Annotated in this window: 15 protein-coding genes; 12 read left to right on the top strand and 3 right to left on the bottom strand. The window is 44.9% G+C overall.

Annotated features, from left to right (window positions below; genetic code table 11):
• Positions 1-192: 192 nt before the first annotated feature.
• Both recQ and HUO09_RS20260 read left to right on the top strand, forming a co-directional pair.
• Positions 193-2,028, top strand: coding sequence for an ATP-dependent DNA helicase RecQ (recQ, locus tag HUO09_RS20265; RefSeq protein WP_167412586.1), 1,836 nt, complete (start codon positions 193-195; stop codon positions 2,026-2,028).
• A complete protein-coding gene (locus HUO09_RS20260) occupies positions 2,021-2,335 on the top strand; it encodes a DUF3630 family protein (protein WP_167412587.1) in 315 nt (104 codons plus the stop codon). The genes recQ and HUO09_RS20260 overlap by 8 nt, the downstream gene beginning before the upstream one ends.
• A gap of 143 nt (positions 2,336-2,478) precedes the next feature.
• Here the strand turns inward: HUO09_RS20260 and HUO09_RS20255 are convergent, their stop codons facing one another.
• Positions 2,479-4,308: an ABC transporter ATP-binding protein gene (locus tag HUO09_RS20255; RefSeq protein ID WP_188235147.1), complete on the bottom strand. Its 1,830-nt coding sequence runs from the start codon at positions 4,306-4,308 to the stop codon at positions 2,479-2,481.
• 138 nt (positions 4,309-4,446) lie between these two features.
• Between HUO09_RS20255 and HUO09_RS20250 the strand changes: the two genes are divergently transcribed.
• The 4 genes from HUO09_RS20250 (at position 4,447) to fhuB (ending at position 10,332) form a co-directional block, all read left to right on the top strand.
• Positions 4,447-6,552: a TonB-dependent siderophore receptor gene (locus HUO09_RS20250; RefSeq protein ID WP_188235146.1), complete on the top strand. Its 2,106-nt coding sequence runs from the start codon at positions 4,447-4,449 to the stop codon at positions 6,550-6,552.
• A gap of 107 nt (positions 6,553-6,659) precedes the next feature.
• The gene (locus HUO09_RS20245; protein ID WP_188235145.1) at positions 6,660-7,445 is read left to right on the top strand and encodes an ABC transporter ATP-binding protein; all 786 of its coding nucleotides are present in this window, start codon (positions 6,660-6,662) and stop codon (positions 7,443-7,445) included.
• Complete coding sequence (locus HUO09_RS20240) at positions 7,436-8,368, top strand: iron-siderophore ABC transporter substrate-binding protein (protein WP_188235144.1); 933 nt, start codon at positions 7,436-7,438, stop codon at positions 8,366-8,368. The genes HUO09_RS20245 and HUO09_RS20240 overlap by 10 nt, the downstream gene beginning before the upstream one ends.
• Complete coding sequence (gene fhuB, locus HUO09_RS20235; RefSeq protein WP_188235143.1) at positions 8,365-10,332, top strand: Fe(3+)-hydroxamate ABC transporter permease FhuB; 1,968 nt, start codon at positions 8,365-8,367, stop codon at positions 10,330-10,332. The genes HUO09_RS20240 and fhuB overlap by 4 nt, the downstream gene beginning before the upstream one ends.
• Positions 10,333-10,359: 27 nt before the next feature.
• Here fhuB and HUO09_RS20230 read toward each other — a convergent pair whose 3' ends face one another.
• Together HUO09_RS20230 and rsmD are read right to left on the bottom strand one after the other, a co-directional pair.
• Entirely contained in the window at positions 10,360-10,626 is a 267-nt protein-coding gene (locus tag HUO09_RS20230) for a DUF1145 domain-containing protein (protein WP_042489753.1), read from the bottom strand.
• On the bottom strand, positions 10,623-11,222 hold the full coding sequence (rsmD, locus tag HUO09_RS20225) for a 16S rRNA (guanine(966)-N(2))-methyltransferase RsmD (protein WP_102969462.1): 600 nt from the start codon (positions 11,220-11,222) through the stop codon (positions 10,623-10,625). Before rsmD ends, HUO09_RS20230 begins: the two co-directional genes overlap by 4 nt.
• Before the next feature lie 217 nt (positions 11,223-11,439).
• Between rsmD and ftsY the strand changes: the two genes are divergently transcribed.
• The 6 genes from ftsY (at position 11,440) to glpG (ending at position 16,947) form a co-directional block, all read left to right on the top strand.
• Positions 11,440-12,639: a signal recognition particle-docking protein FtsY gene (gene ftsY / locus HUO09_RS20220; protein ID WP_188235142.1), complete on the top strand. Its 1,200-nt coding sequence runs from the start codon at positions 11,440-11,442 to the stop codon at positions 12,637-12,639.
• A gap of 79 nt (positions 12,640-12,718) precedes the next feature.
• Positions 12,719-13,393 (top strand): cell division ATP-binding protein FtsE, encoded by a 675-nt coding sequence (gene ftsE, locus HUO09_RS20215; protein WP_042489747.1) that lies wholly within the window; start codon positions 12,719-12,721, stop codon positions 13,391-13,393.
• The gene (gene ftsX, locus HUO09_RS20210; RefSeq protein ID WP_167412550.1) at positions 13,383-14,351 is read left to right on the top strand and encodes a permease-like cell division protein FtsX; all 969 of its coding nucleotides are present in this window, start codon (positions 13,383-13,385) and stop codon (positions 14,349-14,351) included. The genes ftsE and ftsX overlap by 11 nt, the downstream gene beginning before the upstream one ends.
• 164 nt (positions 14,352-14,515) lie before the next feature.
• Positions 14,516-15,373 (top strand): RNA polymerase sigma factor RpoH, encoded by an 858-nt coding sequence (gene rpoH, locus HUO09_RS20205; RefSeq protein WP_167412551.1) that lies wholly within the window; start codon positions 14,516-14,518, stop codon positions 15,371-15,373.
• A gap of 393 nt (positions 15,374-15,766) precedes the next feature.
• Positions 15,767-16,087: a thiosulfate sulfurtransferase GlpE gene (gene glpE / locus HUO09_RS20200; RefSeq protein WP_167412552.1), complete on the top strand. Its 321-nt coding sequence runs from the start codon at positions 15,767-15,769 to the stop codon at positions 16,085-16,087.
• 8 nt (positions 16,088-16,095) lie between these two features.
• The gene (gene glpG / locus HUO09_RS20195; RefSeq protein WP_167412553.1) at positions 16,096-16,947 is read left to right on the top strand and encodes a rhomboid family intramembrane serine protease GlpG; all 852 of its coding nucleotides are present in this window, start codon (positions 16,096-16,098) and stop codon (positions 16,945-16,947) included.

The following is a 16,947-nucleotide window of genomic DNA, read 5'->3' as shown; positions in this document are numbered from 1 at the left end:
AAGGAATTATCGACAGGTGAAATTTACCACTCATTCGTAGAACCTCTGATTTCTCGAACTTTTCTTGCCGCGGTTTCGAGTTCACCATTCTCTTATACATTTAGCGGTTTTATTCACCGTTAAAGGTCTCTACAATATCGGGCTAATTTGATGCTTACCCATCATTGGTTTTACCCATCACTGAGAGCTTGCATGACCGCCACTTTAATTGCCGAACATTCAGAGTCACCGTTGACTGCGACAGATGTCTTGCGTGACGTATTCGGCTATCAAACCTTCAGAGACGGTCAGCAAGAAGTTATTGATACGGCGATTGAAGGTAATGACAGCCTTGTGATCATGCCGACCGGCGGTGGTAAATCACTCTGTTACCAAATTCCAGCTTTGGTTCGTTCTGGTGTCACTGTGGTGATTTCGCCACTGATTTCACTGATGAAAGACCAGGTTGATCAGTTGAAAGCGAACGGTGTGTCAGCGGAATGCGTTAACTCGACGCAAACCCGTGAAGAGCTGATCAGTGTTTATAACCGTATGCATGCGGGACTGGTTAAGCTGATTTATGTATCTCCCGAGCGAGTACTCACTAACGAGTTTATCGAGCGTTTGCATAATATTCCGTTGTCGATGATTGCGGTGGATGAAGCACACTGTATTTCTCAGTGGGGGCACGACTTCCGCCCTGAATATGCGTTGTTGGGTCAGCTAAAGCAGTTGTTCCCCCATGTGCCCATTATGGCGCTGACTGCGACCGCCGATGACGCTACTCGCAGCGACATTCTGCATCGCCTAAACCTGACTGAGCCTCATATCTATCTGGGCAGTTTTGACCGCCCCAATATTCGCTATACCTTGGTTGAAAAGCACAAACCGGTTTCTCAAATTATTCGCTACTTGGGCACGCAAAAAGGGCAGTGCGGAATCATCTACTGCGGTAGCCGTAAAAAAGTGGAAATGCTGACAGAGAAGTTGTGCAACAACCACATCCGCGCGGCCAGTTACCATGCTGGGTTAGAGGTCGATGAACGTGCCTACGTGCAAGAAGCCTTTCAACGAGATGATATTCAGATCGTGGTTGCGACTGTGGCGTTTGGTATGGGGATTAACAAACCGAACGTACGTTTTGTGGTTCACTTTGATATTCCAAGAAATATAGAGTCTTACTATCAGGAAACGGGGCGAGCTGGACGAGATGGTTTACCTGCAGAAGCGATGATGCTTTACGATCCTGCCGACATTTCTTGGCTTCGCCGTATGTTGGACGAGAAAGACGAAGGACCTCAAAAGCAGGTTGAAACTCATAAGCTGACCGCGATGAGTAACTTTGCTGAAGCGCAGACGTGTCGCCGTCAGGTTCTTCTTAATTATTTTGGTGAGTATCGTGAAAAGCCTTGCGGCAACTGCGATATCTGCCTTGACCCGCCAAAGCACTTTGACGCGACAGATGAAGCGCGCAAGGCGTTGTCATGTGTTTATCGTATCAATCAAAACTTCGGTATTGGTTATGCCGTTGAAGTGTTGCGCGGAATGCAAAATATTCGCGTTCGCGAAAATGGTCACGATAAAATTTCCACCTACGGCATCGGGCGTGACCACAGCCATGATTACTGGGTGAGTATTTTCCGCCAGTTAATTCACAAAGGCATGCTGTGTCAAAACATCACTCGAAATTCGACGCTTCAGCTTACTGAAGAAGCTCGTCCGCTTTTGCGTGGTGATATGACGTTAGAGCTGGCGGTTCCTCGTCTCGACACGGCTGTTCGCGCTGCCAAATCCGATAAGCTTTCGAGCAAAAATTACGATAAGAAGCTGTTTGCCAAGTTACGTAAACTGCGTAAATCCATTGCAGATGAAGATGGTTTACCACCTTATGTGGTATTCAGTGACGCCACCTTAATTGATATGGCGGAAATTCTGCCAACATCTTACGGTGAAATGCTGGCAGTCAACGGTGTTGGTCAGCGTAAGTTGGAAAAATACGCCGATCCATTCTTAGATTTAATTCAGGAGCATTTAACCAACCATGGCTGAGTTCGGTTTAAAGGAATATCTGGCACAAGAAGGTCGATTGATTGTTCAAACTCAGGCGTTTGAGTTTGATAGTTTTCCTGCAATGGGTGAGCGTTTACTTACCTTGTTGTCTGCAACAGCAGTAGAGAAGCAACAGGATGCAGATCTCCATTCATGGCTGATTGATTTTGAAGGTTGTCGTTTGATGCTGCGTGCTGAGCACTACAGTGAATGTGTGTGGCTAGAAGCAATGGGTGAAGGTCAGAGCAAAGAAGAACTGGATTTTATTGCAGGTTTGTTAGCTCGCGGAGTTCCCTGTTCTCGATAAATAACCTGTTGATGGTTGCGAACGGGTAGCAAACGCAAACACGCATAAATCCATCCTTGGAGCTCCTATTTGTCGTCCATGGCAAATAGGGTTTGCTTATTGATACCCGTTCACTGTAATGCGCAGTCTAAAATCAGCGAGAATTATTCCTCGCCAATAAACCCACCAGTTTGGTGTGTCCACAACTGAGCGTATACACCATTTTGAGCAAGTAGCTCTTGATGTGAACCTTGCTCGATGATTTCACCTTTATCCATCACGATCAGGCGATCCATGGCTGCAATGGTTGATAGTCGGTGCGCAATGGCAATCACTGTTTTACCTTCCATCAGTACTTCTAAGTTTTCCTGAATCGCGGATTCCACTTCAGAATCCAGAGCAGACGTCGCTTCATCCATAATGAGGATAGGTGCGTTTTTTAGAAGAACACGTGCAATCGCGATACGTTGACGTTGGCCGCCAGATAATTTCACACCCCGCTCACCCACTTCGACATCGTAACCTTCTCGGCCTTGTTCATCTTTTAAATCCACGATGAAATCATGCGCGTGAGCCTGCTTTGCTGCCTGAACTAACGCCTCTTCACCTGCATCTGGATTGCCATATAAAATATTTTCACGAATAGAGCGATGAAGTAGAGAAGTATCCTGCGTGATCATGCCGATCTGTTTTCGTAGTGACTCCTGTGTCACCGCCGCGATGTTCTGATCATCAATAGAAATTGTGCCGGACTGAACATCGTAAAAACGCAGAAGCAAGTTAACCAAACTCGATTTACCCGCACCTGAGCGTCCAACAATCCCGACTTTTTCACCCGATTTTAGTTCCAGGTTCAAAGATTGGAACACAGGTTTATCTTCACTGTAATGGAAATCGACCTGATTAAATTCGACTTTACTTTGTGTCACTGTCAGTTCTGGCGCATTGGCAACGTCTTTGATTTCGACATCGCTGGAGATGGTGTTCATGCCATCGACAACTGTACCAATGTTTTCAAACAGCGCGCTCACTTCCCACATGATCCACTTAGACATGCCCTGAACTCGTAACGCGATACTAATCGCAACCGCAATTACACCAACGGTAACGGCGTTATCCAACCAAAGGTTGATGGATAGCGCAGCAATGGAAAATAGCAGCAAGTAGTTAATTGCATCAACGCTGAATAACAGACACGTCACCATACGCATTTGCTTATAAACGGTTTTCAAAAACAGCTTCATGCTGCTTTCGGCATAATCCATTTCACGTTGAGAATGGGAAAACAGCTTTACTGTCGTGATGTTGGTGTAACTGTCGACGATACGTCCCGTCATGACTGAACGAGCATCCGCTTGTTCGGTAGCCACTTGCTTCATCTTAGGGATGAAGTAGAACTGAATGACGATGTAGGTAAGTAACCAGATCAGAATCGGCAGCATCAGCACCCTATCCGATTCGCCCATCATCCAAATCATCGAAACAAAATAGACCGAGATGTACACCAGTACGTCGACCATTTTCATCACGGTTTCACGCACAGCAAGGGCACTTTGCATCACTTTCGTAGCAACACGCCCCGAGAAATCCCTCTGAAAGAACCCCACGCTTTGCTTCAGCATATAGCGGTGGACTAACCAGCGAATCGACATTGGGTAATTACCCAGAAGGGTCTGATGCATGATGTTGGAATGCAGAAATGCGAGTAATGGCATAACAAGAGCAACAAGAATTGCCATCGACCATAAACGACCACTTTGATCTGCCCAAAAGGTCTCTGGATTTTGGCTGCTGAGAATATCAACCAACTCCCCCATATAACGTAATAGCGTTACTTCAGCGATGGCAACACAGGCACTTAACATCGACATGATCATCAATGGCTTTTCAAAACCTCGAGTGTAATGACGGCAAAAAGCAAACAAGGTTTTTGGCGGTTTTTGAGGCTCTTCTTTGGGAAACGCCTCGGTAAGTTTTTCAAACCATTGGAACATGTTTAATTTGACCTTTCTTAATGAAATTGAGATTGCTTCGCATTTGCACTTCCAATCATGGGAATTATCAGTAAAATGCTGCTGCATAATAATGATAATCAAAACTATTCTCAAATATTTGTAGCAGGGGTTCCTATTATGGTAAAAATACGCCCAATTAGACTCAGACAAGCAATCCGCACCGCGCTTTGTTTGAGCTTGGCGCCATTCTCACTTCTTACTAGTCAAAGCGTATTGGCAGAAGAGGTTGTTCAAAAAGATTCTCAAGCAGTAGAAACCATTGTAGTTACTGCTTCTGCGCTGAAAATTGATACGCCAGCGCAAGAGACGCCGAAATCTGTTTCTGTGGTAACAGAGCAAGAGTTGGTCAATCGCGTACCTCAAAAACTGGATGAGGCACTTCGCTATACCTCTGGCGTAACGTCTCAACCATATGGTGCGGATAACGACACTGACTGGATTAAAGTTCGTGGTTTTGATGCAGCGACCTATCTAGATGGAAGCCGTTTATTCAAAAACAGTTACTACACTTGGTTGCTTGAACCTTATGGTTTAGAAAAAGTTGAAGTACTTAAAGGCCCTGCATCAATCCTTTACGGTGAAGCGCCTCCGGGTGGTGTGGTGAATGCTGTACAGAAGAAACCGACAGATACCCCTCAAGGTGACGTGGGTGTTCAAGTCGGTAACAACAGTCTTCGTACTTTATCTTTGGATATTTCTGACTATGCAAACGAAGATGGCTCTGTACGCTACCGTTTAGTCGGCCTAATGAAAGAGAATGATGGTGAGCTAAACGGAACTGAAAGCCGTCGTTTTTATCTTGCTCCAAGTCTGGCTATCGATATTTCCGAGCGTACCCATTTAACCTTGCTGACTAGCTATTTAGAAGATAGTGGTATTCCAACTAACCCGTTTTTCCCTGCTGCAGGGACTTTAACCGATTCAAACTTTGGTTCTATTGATCCATCAACCAACTTGGGACAGCCTGATTACGATAAATATGAACGTAAACAGATTTCTGCTGGATACATTCTTGAGCATGAATTAAATGACGTATGGTCACTGACACAGAAGTTTAACTACGGATACAACGAGCTGTATTTGCGTAGCAGTTATTCATTTATGAACGCAGATCCAAGTACAGATACCTTATCTCAAGGCTTGGTTTTCCGTGAAGGCAAGACTGAAAGCTTTAGTTTGGATAACAATTCAATTGCTAAGTGGGAATCATCTCGTATTGCCAACACAATTTTACTCGGTTTAGAACTACAGCGTCATAAAACTGATGGTGTTGAAGCTGATAACTATAGCTTTGGTAGTATTAACCCATTTAATCCGGTTTACGGCAACTACACCGCAATTGACGAATCTTCAGCAGCAGATCGTGATATTACCAAGCAACAAGCCAGTTTATACGCTCAATATCAAATCAAGTTTGATCGCCAGTGGATTGCTTCAATCGGTGGTCGTTTTGACTGGGTTAAAACGGATAACGAGAGCGTTTCGAATTCACAGCGTGAAAGCCGTAATGATTCAGAGTTTTCGCTAGATGCCGGTGTTATGTATATCTCTAGCGTGGGGCTTTCTCCTTATGTGAGTTACTCACAATCATTTGATGTATTGAGCACAATAGATAGTGCGACTGGAGATTTATATAAACCACTGAAGGGTGACCAAGCCGAGGTGGGTATTAAATACGAACCAAGTTTTTACAATGGTTATATAAATTTGGCGTTGTTTGATATGACGCAAAAGAACGCTTTAGTTACCAATCCAACGACTTATGTAGCGACTCAAACCGGTGAAGTCACTTCTCACGGTGTTGAAATTGAAACGACAGGATACCTAACTGATAGTCTGAAGCTAACTGCGAGCTATACATACACTAAAGCCGAAACTGATGAAACGTCAGGAAAAGGAACGAAACAAGCTGCTTTGATACCTGAACATATGGCTTCTGCATGGTTAGACTTTGATGCAAACAAAGTGGGACTTGAAGGTTGGAAATTTGGCTCTGGTATTCGTTATATCGGTGAGTCAAAAGACAACCCTAAGTCGAGTGACTTAACGGTTCCAAGCGTTACGCTAGTCGATATGATGGCGTCTTACGACATCACGAAAGCTTTGCAAGCACAGTTAAATGTTAACAACCTATTTGATAAAGAATATATCTCAGGTTGTGACTATTGGTGTTATTACGGTCAGTCTCGTAGTGTTGTGCTAAGCGCGAATTACCGTTGGTAATCCTTTTAAACTCACTCTCTTAAGGGAGTGAGTTTTTTGTTTGTTTGTTTTATTCCTGCTCAAGCAGGATTTGTTGTTTGAGAATTCCCAAAATCAGGGAGAGAGAGATGTATCATTTACAAGGGGTTGAAATGGTACGAGGTGGGCGAACCATCTTGTCTGTTGATTCACTGAATATACCAACCAATGAGTTAACGGTTGTGCTCGGGCACAATGGTTCAGGTAAGTCTACTTTAGTCAGCCTTTTGTCTGGTCAGCAAGTGCCGGATAAAGGTCGAGTTGAGTTAAATGGACAATCTCTCTCATCTTTAGCTGCAAAAGAATTGGCGAAATCCGTCGCATTTCTTCCACAAAAATTGCCTACCTCTGCGGGTTTAACTGTTCGTGAGTTGGTTCGTTTAGGGCGTTTTCCTTGGCGCGGTACGCTTGGTCGCTGGAAAGCAGAAGATGAAACCATTATTGATGAGTCGATTGCCAAAACGAGGGTTACGGACTTTGCTCATGCGCTTGCTGACGAATTGTCTGGAGGTGAGCGTCAAAGAGCTTGGGTCGCGATGTTACTGGCACAGCAATCGCCCGTTCTGATTCTTGATGAACCCACTTCGGCGCTAGACGTACATCATCAATATCAATTGATGGCTCTATTGGCTGAACTCAACCAAACACAAGGTTGTGGAATCATTGTGATTCTTCATGACCTGAATTTAGCTCTGCGCTATGCCACTCATATTGTGGCGCTAAAGCAAGGGAGAATCGCTTTTGAAGGTGCGGCGGAATTACTGCTTGATGAGCAGCGTCTATCAGAGCTCTACCATTCTCCCATCAAATTAATTGAACACCCGCAGCCCGCTGCTGAATCTAAAACTAATAAGGTCGCCATCGTATGTGCTTAAAAACCCTAAAAAAGGCATCTCAAAGCCTAGTTGTACTCTTCAGTTTATTGCTCTGTGGTCAGGCAGTGGCTGACATTCATATTCAAGACAGTCGTGGCGAACAAGTCTTTTCCCAATCTCCGCAACGTGTCGTTGTGTTGAACTGGGATTTACTTGAACAGGTTTTAGAACTTGATATCACCCCAGTCGGTGCGCCAAATTTACCTTCATATACTGAGTGGGTTGCTCAGCCTGAGATCCCTGCTGGCGTTGAAGATATCGGTACTCGCGCCGAGCCTAATCTCGATAAAATTTCAGCGTTAAAGCCGGATGTAATTATTGCGGCTTCTCCACAGAAGGACCTTATTCCCACTCTGGAACGCATTGCTCCTGTTGTTTATCTGTCGAACTATGGTCAGCAAGACCAGTCAGCACAAGTGGCTATTGAGCAATTCAAAACATTGGCGGTGTTATTTGGTAAGCAAGAATTAGCACAGCAGAAGCTAGATACAATGAATGAACGATTTAAGCAATTAAGCACATCGTTACATCAGGCATTCGGCGAAGAACTGCCATCAGTTGTCGCAATGCGTTTTGCCAGTAATACGTCTGTGTTCTTGTATGGTGAAAACTCTGGCACTCAATACGTAATTGAACAGTTAGGCTTAAAAGCGGCGTTGCCTCAGCCTGCCACACCTTGGGGTATCGTTCAAAAACGCTTGAATGAATTGCAGAACGTGAAAGATGGGTATGTGCTCTATATCTTGCCATTCCCAGAACAAGAGAAGCTCAATAAATCCATGTTGTGGAAAGCGATGCCTTTTGTGCACAGCGGTAAGGTCAATGCAGTTCGTACCGTATGGAGTTACGGTGGCGCCATGTCCCTGCTTTACACGGCTGAAGCATTGACTGAAAGCTTGCTTGAGGTTGCGCCAAGGTCATGAGGTTTGGTTATTTAAACCTGCTTGGCTTATTTGTGTTGCTGGCGGCTGCGCTCAGTTTACAGATCGGCAACGAACTCAGTTTATCCATGCAATGGAGCCTCGCAACCTTAACCACTGAAGCGCAAGAGTTTGCGGACTTCAACTTTTTCTATGCTCAATTGCCAAGGGCGGTTATCACTATTCTCGTCGGAGCGATGTTAGGTTTGGCTGGCAGCTTAATGCAGCAACTCACGCAAAACTCTCTGACTTCACCACTGACACTGGGCACCTCCTCCGGTGCTTGGCTGGCATTAATCGTCGTTAATATCTGGTTTCCTGATTTAATTGCCGATTACAGTGCGCTTGCAGCAATGGTCGGTGCGTTGTGTGCATTTGGTGTGATTGTACTCATCACGGGTGTGAACAATATGACCGGCTTGCCTTTAGTGGTGTCCGGCATGGTTGTGAACATCCTTCTTGGTTCTATTGCCACCGCGATCATTTTGCTTAATGAACAGTTCGCACAAAACGTATTTATGTGGGGAGCTGGCGATTTAGCGCAAAATGGTTGGGAATGGCTAGAGTGGTTGCTTCCTCGATTAGCTGTCGCTATTCCGTTATTAATCGTAGCGCCCAGAATTCTGACTTTGATGAGATTAGGCCATCAAGGTGCCGCTGCTCGTGGTCTTGCGGTTATTCCTGCCTTCTTGTTATTGATGATGGCTGGCATCTGGTTGGTTTCAGCATCTATTACCGCGGTAGGGGTGATTGGCTTTATCGGTTTATTAACGCCAAACATTGCTCGCGCGATGGGTGCAAGAACACCAAAGATGGAGCTGTATTCCAGTATGTTGCTTGGTGCTTTGTTATTGCTGTGTACGGACATGTTTTCTATGTGGTTAAGCTTATGGACGGCGGAAGTAGTACCAAGTGGTATCACCACCGCAGCGATTGGTGCTCCTGCGTTAATCTGGTTTAGCCGTCGTCAGTTAAAAGCACAAGACACGTTGTCTATTAGCTTGCCTCATCATCGAAGCAATGTGAGTACCGTCAGTGTTTCGCTTCTTGTTTTCGCTTTTGTTGTGGCGATAGCGCTACACAGTTTTTTGCAAGTGAGCGAGAACAGTTGGAGCTGGACCATTCCCAGTGAGTATCAATGGCAACTGCGCTGGCCGCGTGCTTTAACCGCTCTGTTTGCCGGTATTGGTCTGGCGATTGCAGGAACGATTCTACAACGTTTGATCTATAACCCATTAGCAAGCCCAGACATTCTTGGTGTCTCTTCCGGAGCGACCTTTGCTTTAGTGTTTGCCAGTTTGTTTCTTGGTCAATCAATGTTGAACACCAACTGGGCAACGGCATTGTTGGGCAGTGTGATTGTGTTAATTGCTCTGCTGGTGTTAGGTAAGCGTCATCAGTATGCCCCTTCCAGCTTAATCCTGACAGGTATTGCGATTACAGCATTGCTAGAAGCTTTAGTGCAGTTCTGTCTTTCAAAAGGTACTGCGGGCAGTTATCAAATCTTACTGTGGCTAGCTGGCTCAACGTATCGAGTCACTTCCTCTCAAAGCCTCTACTTGGCTGTCGGAGTTGTCGGGTTGTCCTGCTTTGCTTTGCTGACGTCACGCTGGCTAACTTTGATCTCTATTGGACGCAGTTTTGCCGGTGCACGAGGCTTAAGCCCGCAAACCGCCAGTTTAGTTCTGCTGATTGTTGTGGCTCTATTATGTGCCTTGGTGACAGCAACCATGGGGCCTGTCTCTTTCGTTGGCTTAATTGCGCCACATATGGCAATGATGCTGGGAGCGCAGAAAGCAAAACAGCAACTATTAATGGCAAGCTTAGTTGGCGGCTCGTTGATGCTTTGGGCGGACTGGTTGGGGCAGGTGATGCTCTATCCAATGCAGATTGCGGCGGGAACTATCGTTGCTATTCTCGGCGGAAGTTATTTCTTGTTGCTGTTAGTTTTCAGCAGAACGAAATAAAAAGAAAAGAGCCCGTTCGGGCTCTTGTTACATCATATGTTTACGGCGAATGTCGAGTAGGGCGAAGATGCCGAAAATCAGTATTGACCATTTTTCCCAACTGCTGGTTTTTACTTTGTCACCAAATGCGCCGACAAAAATCAGCATTTGCAGACCATGCATCATGAACAGGAAGGCGGTCATGATGTAAAGTGCGATAGCCGCCTTGCCGGGAAACGGCATAACAATGTTGAGCAGTAAAACAAGCCAGACAAAGGCAATCGCAGCTTTCGCTAATACTAATAGAGCTTTCATTCTGTCGTCCTTTCAAACAGTCGGTAACATACTTGGCCAGCACTTTTTTCTCGGTATAGTTGCCAGCTTTCTGGTAATTCAGGTAACGATAATTCTTTTTCGGTTTCTATGTAAATCATCGCGTTATCAGCAAGCCAACCATTTTGCTCCAGCAGTTGCAGCGTTTCATCTAGCAGTCCTTTACGAAACGGCGGGTCGATGAACACCACATCAAACGGGGAACCACTCTGCTTCAAATACGCGAGAGAGTCGGTATTAATCGCTTCAATATTGGTCGCTTTCAATGTAGCGATGTTGGTTTTCAACTGATTGAATGCCTGAGTGTTCATCTCCAGCATGGTGACACTTTCCGCTTGACGAGAAGCACACTCAAAACCTAAACCACCCGATCCTGCGAACAGGTCAAGGCATTTGGCATTGGGTACATCTTGAGCAATCCAGTTAAATAGGGTTTCTTTGACTCTATCTGTAGTTGGGCGTAAGCCTTCAGCATCGTGAACGGGTAGTTTTCTTCCGCGCCATAAGCCGCTGATAATTCGAACTTGCCCACTTGGAGCACGATTTTGTGATGGGTTTTGTTGGCGACGTCTTACCATAGATTTTTTGACCGCTAATTAAGTGTTACTATAGCCAACCTTTCAGTAATAATACTTTTGCTGAAGATAAGCATTCATAAATATGGCAAAGTTTACCAAGTGAAGAAGAAAGTTATCACTGCTTTGTCATTTTTCTTTTCTTTTTAGGGATAATTCTTTAAGAAAAGAGTCATAGTTTAGAAAAATAATCAGACAAGAAAATCTAGGATATCCTCAGATGACGGAAAAAAAGAAGCGTGGCTTACTGTCATGGCTTGGCTTTGGTGATGAAGAACCAAGCCAAACAAAAGCAACCGAAGAACAAGTAGAACAAACAGAACCAGAACAAACGGTTGAAGAGCCGGTCGAGGAAGTCGAGACTGAAANGGTCGAGGAAGTCGAGACTGAAAAAGCAGAAGCAGAAGCAGAAGCAGAAGCAGAAGCAGAAGCAGAAGCAGAAGTTATTGAAGAACCTCAAGCGCAAGAACCTCGAATCCAAGAACAGGAAAAGCCAACAGAGAGCTTCTTCGCTCGTCTGAAACGCAGCTTGAGCCGCACGAAAGCGAACATCGGTGCCGGTTTCTTTGGTTTATTCAAAGGCAAAAAAATCGATAGTGATCTGTTTGAAGAGTTAGAAGAACAGCTATTGATTGCGGATGTGGGTATGGATACCACATTGAAAATTATCGAAAACCTGACAGAAAAAGCATCTCGCCAGCAATTAAAAGATGGTGAAGCGCTGTACGATCTACTGAAAGGTGAGTTGGCAGAAATTCTGTCGACCGTTGAACAGCCTTTGGTTGTCGATAGCGCAAAAACGCCGTATGTGATCTTAATGGTTGGTGTAAACGGTGTGGGTAAAACCACAACAATCGGCAAGCTGGCAAAACAATTCCAGTCTCAAGGTAAGAAAGTGATGCTGGCTGCGGGTGATACTTTCCGAGCGGCAGCGGTTGAACAGCTACAAGTATGGGGTGAGCGTAATAATGTTCCAGTTATTGCTCAACATACTGGTGCAGACAGTGCATCCGTGATTTACGATGCGATTGAAGCTGCGAAAGCACGTGGTGTAGATGTGGTTATTGCAGATACGGCAGGTCGCTTACAAAACAAATCCAACTTGATGGAAGAGTTGCGTAAAATCGTTCGCGTAATGAAGAAGATCGACGATTCAGCACCGCATGAAATCATGCTGACATTGGATGCGGGTACTGGTCAAAATGCGATTAGCCAAGCGAAATTGTTTAGTGACGTCGCCCCAATCACCGGTATTACTCTGACTAAACTCGACGGTACTGCAAAAGGTGGTGTGATTTTCGCGATTGCCGATCAGTTCCAAATTCCAATTCGCTTTATCGGTGTTGGTGAAGGTATTGAAGATCTTCGTCCATTCGAAACGCAAGAGTTCATCGACGCGCTGTTTAGTCGCGATGAGTAATAACCCAAAGTAATACGAACAGTAACATACCCTAGAGAGATATCCGTTGGGGTATCTCGCTGCAAAAAAGGAATGATGCGTGATCAAGTTTCAACAGGTGAGCAAGGTATATCGAGGCGGGCGACAAGCTCTGCAGAAAGTCGATTTTCATTTACGTCGTGGTGAGATGACCTTTCTGGGTGGGCACTCTGGCGCGGGTAAGAGTACTTTGCTTAAGCTCATTTGCGCTATTGAGCGACCTACTGACGGCAAAATCAGTTTTAACGGCCATGACGTCACACGTATCCCAAACAAAGATATTCCTTTTTTGCGTCGTAACATCGGCATTGTTTTCCAAGATCACCGCCTTTTGATGGACAGAACCGTGTTCGATAACGTTGCGTTGCCAATGCGAATTGAGTCTATCTCTGAAAATGATATTAAACGCCGAGTTTCGGCAGCGTTAGATAAAACCGGTTTGTTGGATAAAGCTCGCTGTTTGCCGAGCCAGTTATCGGGTGGCGAACAGCAACGTGTTGGTATAGCCCGAGCCGTGGTGAATCGTCCCACTCTACTGTTAGCCGATGAGCCTACGGGTAACTTGGATCCAGAACTATCGACTCGTATCCTGCATCTGTTCGAAGAGTTTAACCGAGCTGGGGTGACCATTTTACTGGCAACCCACGATCACAACTTAGTGAATTCTCGCCCTCAGTATCGCCACTTAGAGTTGAATCAGGGCTTTTTAAGTGAGGTTGAAGATTATGGCCGTTAAACCTAAAAACAAAAAAGCGCCCAAAGCTCGTGATGCAAAAAGAGTGAAAACCGATAGCTTTTTGGCTATTCATATCAAACAAGCCAAAGCGTCGTTCTCCAGTCTATGGCAACGCCCTATGGGTAATATTCTCACACTGGCTGTCATCTCAATGGCACTGACTCTACCAGCGTGCATGTATCTGATAAGTAAGAATATAGCATCTGTGGCAGACAACGTAGTTAGCCCTTCACAAATCAGTGTCTATATTAAAGAAGATACGCCTGAACCAAGAATCATGGTGTTGAAAGACGAAATCGAAAGCCGTGCTGAAGTCGATAAAGTTGAGTACATCTCTCCACAGCAAGGTCTTGAGGATTTGAGCCAGCATTCTGGCTTTGACCAAGCTATTAGCCTACTTGATGAATACTCATTGCCAGGTGTACTTATTGTTTCTCCAAATGTGGAAACGGACCAAGAGATAAAAGCGATTGCTGATTCCATCCGTGGGCAAGAAGGGGTAACAGACGTACGTTTAGATGAAGACTGGCTCGCTCGATTAGATGCTATTCGTAATCTGGCAACGATTGTGGTTATTAGCTTGTCTTTATTAATGCTGACTTCCGTGTTTTTGATTATCGGCAACACACTTCGTTTTAACGTTCAGGCCAACAAAGAAGAAATTCAGACTATGAAGCTGATTGGTGCGACCGATAGCTTTATTCTGCGTCCTTATTTATACGTCGGTATGTGGTTTGGTGTTTTGGGAGCCATATCTGCTTGGTTGCTAACGGCCTTCATCACCATAGTGCTGAATGGTGCGGTGGAAGATTTAGCTCAGTTGTACGACAGCCAGTTCCGGTTAATCGGTTTAAATTGGGATGAATCTTTACTGCTGCTTATGCTGGGAACGGCCTTAGGCTGTATCGCGGCGAAAAGTGCAGCCCAACGTCACTTAAAAGAAATTGAACCTGTGTAGCGAATCCTTGTCATTATTAGGTGAAAACAATATTTGGGTGGCTAGTTGACTTGTCACTAACATTTGTTTATGCATAATAACCAATCGGTCTTGAATACTGTTCATTTTGGGTTCAAGATTGTTAGATTAAATTGGCTCCAGATCAGAGATTGATGAGGAATTGAATGGCTACGTCAACATATCAATTAGCGCTTGTTTCGCAAGATAGCTTAGATAGTTATATCCGCACAGCGAACAGTTATCCTATGCTGACCGCAGAGGAAGAGCGAGAGCTTGCTGAGAAGTTGCATTATGAAGGTGATATTGAAGCGGCTAAAGGCTTGATTCTGTCACACCTTCGTTTCGTTGTTCACGTTGCTCGTGGTTATTCTGGCTACGGCTTGCCATTAGCGGATCTTGTTCAGGAAGGTAATATTGGTCTGATGAAAGCGGTAAAACGCTTTAACCCTGAAGTGGGTGTAAGACTGGTATCTTTCGCGGTTCACTGGATCAAAGCTGAAATCCACGAATACGTATTACGTAACTGGCGTATCGTGAAGATTGCGACGACAAAAGCGCAACGTAAACTTTTCTTCAATCTACGTAAGTCGAAAAAGCGTTTAGGTTGGTTTAACAATGGTGAAGTTGAGACTGTTGCTCGTGAACTGGGTGTAGAACCTTCAGAAGTTCGTGAAATGGAATCTCGCTTAGCGGCACAAGATGCAACATTTGAGTTTTCTGCTGATGACGATGACAACAGCAACTCTTACGCAGCGCCAATGCTTTATCTTGAAGACAAGAATTCAGATTTAGCCGACAACCTAGAAGAGCAGAATTGGGAAAAACATACGACTCAACGTTTGAGTTTTGCTTTAGCAACGCTTGATGAGCGTAGTCAGCATATCGTGCGTTCGCGTTGGTTGGATGATCACAAATCGACCCTTCAGGAACTGGCTGATATGTATGAAGTATCTGCTGAGCGTATTCGTCAGTTAGAAAAGAATGCGATGAAGAAATTGAAAGAAGCGGTGGGCGAATTGTAATCCCTAGCCATTCTATGAATCCCCAAAAAACCGAGGTCTGTTGATCTCGGTTTTTTTATGCCGGATCGAAAACATCCTCAAACTGAACCTAGCTAACTGTGGATAAGTCTGTGGTAAATTTATTCACTGACTGTCATCAAGTAGGGTAAACAAAGGTATGAACGCTGTTTTTTATTTGGGGATACTTTTAGATCTACACACAGAAAAGGCAGGATCATCACTAGATGTTGTGGATCGATCTTAAGAAAAACACTTTATCACCGCAATCCACAGGATTATCCACAGTTGATGAACAAATGATCGCTGGTGGATAACCTTACTAAGCCCATGTACTTGTCGTTCTCTGGATAGGTTACAATGGCGCTGAAAAAAATATTAAAGTGAGAGTAAATCATGGACCAATTTCAGCACATTGATGTAGCGGGCGCTCAAACCCTCATCGAACAGAATAATGCCAAACTAGTGGATATCAGAGATCCCCAGTCATTTGCGGTTGCACATGCAAAAACCGCATTTCATTTAACCAATGACAGTATCGTTTCATTCATGGAACAGGCTGAATTTGATGAGCCTGTTCTGGTGATGTGTTACCACGGAATCAGTAGCCAAGGCGCCGCCCAATACTTGGTTAACCAAGGCTTTGAACAGGTGTATAGTGTGGATGGTGGTTTTGAAGCTTGGCATCGTGCCAACTTACCTGTCGAAGCGAGTTAGAGAAACAGATGATTAGATTGATCACGTTAAACAACCCTCGAATGGCGCAAGCATTTATTGATTACATGGCGTCACGGCAGATAGAGATAAAAATGATGCCTGAGGGAAGTGGTCAATTTGCCTTGTGGTTGATGGAAGATGAACATCAACTGGAAGTGGAAAATGAAATAGAGCTTTTCCTCGCCAATCCCAACGACGGTAAGTATCAGGCTGCTTCTTGGGATATGGCAGAAAGTCGTAAACCTCAATTCCAATATCACTCACCCAGTATGATGGCGATGCTTAAAGCCAAAGCGGGCCCATTAACCTTATCCATCATGACGGTCTGTGTTGTTATCTTTGCTTTGCAGCAAATAGGGATGTCGGATGCGGTGTTCTCCGCATTACACTTCCCAGCAGAAAGCGGTCAGCAGTGGCAGTTATGGCGTTGGGTAAGCCATGCACTTCTGCATTTCTCTGTCTTACACATAGTGTTCAACTTGCTATGGTGGTGGCAATTTGGCGGAGATATCGAAAAACGCTTGGGTAGCTTTAAGTTGTTACAGATTTTTTTAGTTTCTTCTGCTTTTTCCGGCGCAGGGCAATATTGGGTAGAAGGTGCTAATTTTGGTGGGCTATCAGGCGTGGTTTACGCTTTGGTGGGTTATCTATGGATGCTTGGCTGGCGAGCACCTGAGATGGGACTGGGCATTCAGAAGCCACTGGTTGTGTTTATGCTGGTTTGGTTGGTGCTTGGTTTTGTGCAACCCTTTATGGCGATTGCCAACAGTGCTCACTTAGCGGGCTTGGTGGTTGGTGTCTTGCTAGGGCTCAATGATGCGAGCCGATTCTCTCTGAAGAAACAAAAAAACGGCTCATAA

The organism is Vibrio sp. Y2-5, assembly GCF_014596725.1.
Classification (GTDB): Bacteria; Pseudomonadota; Gammaproteobacteria; order Enterobacterales; family Vibrionaceae; genus Vibrio.
Note: the sequence above shows the minus strand (reverse complement) of the source record. Positions and strands in the feature narration are given on the sequence as shown.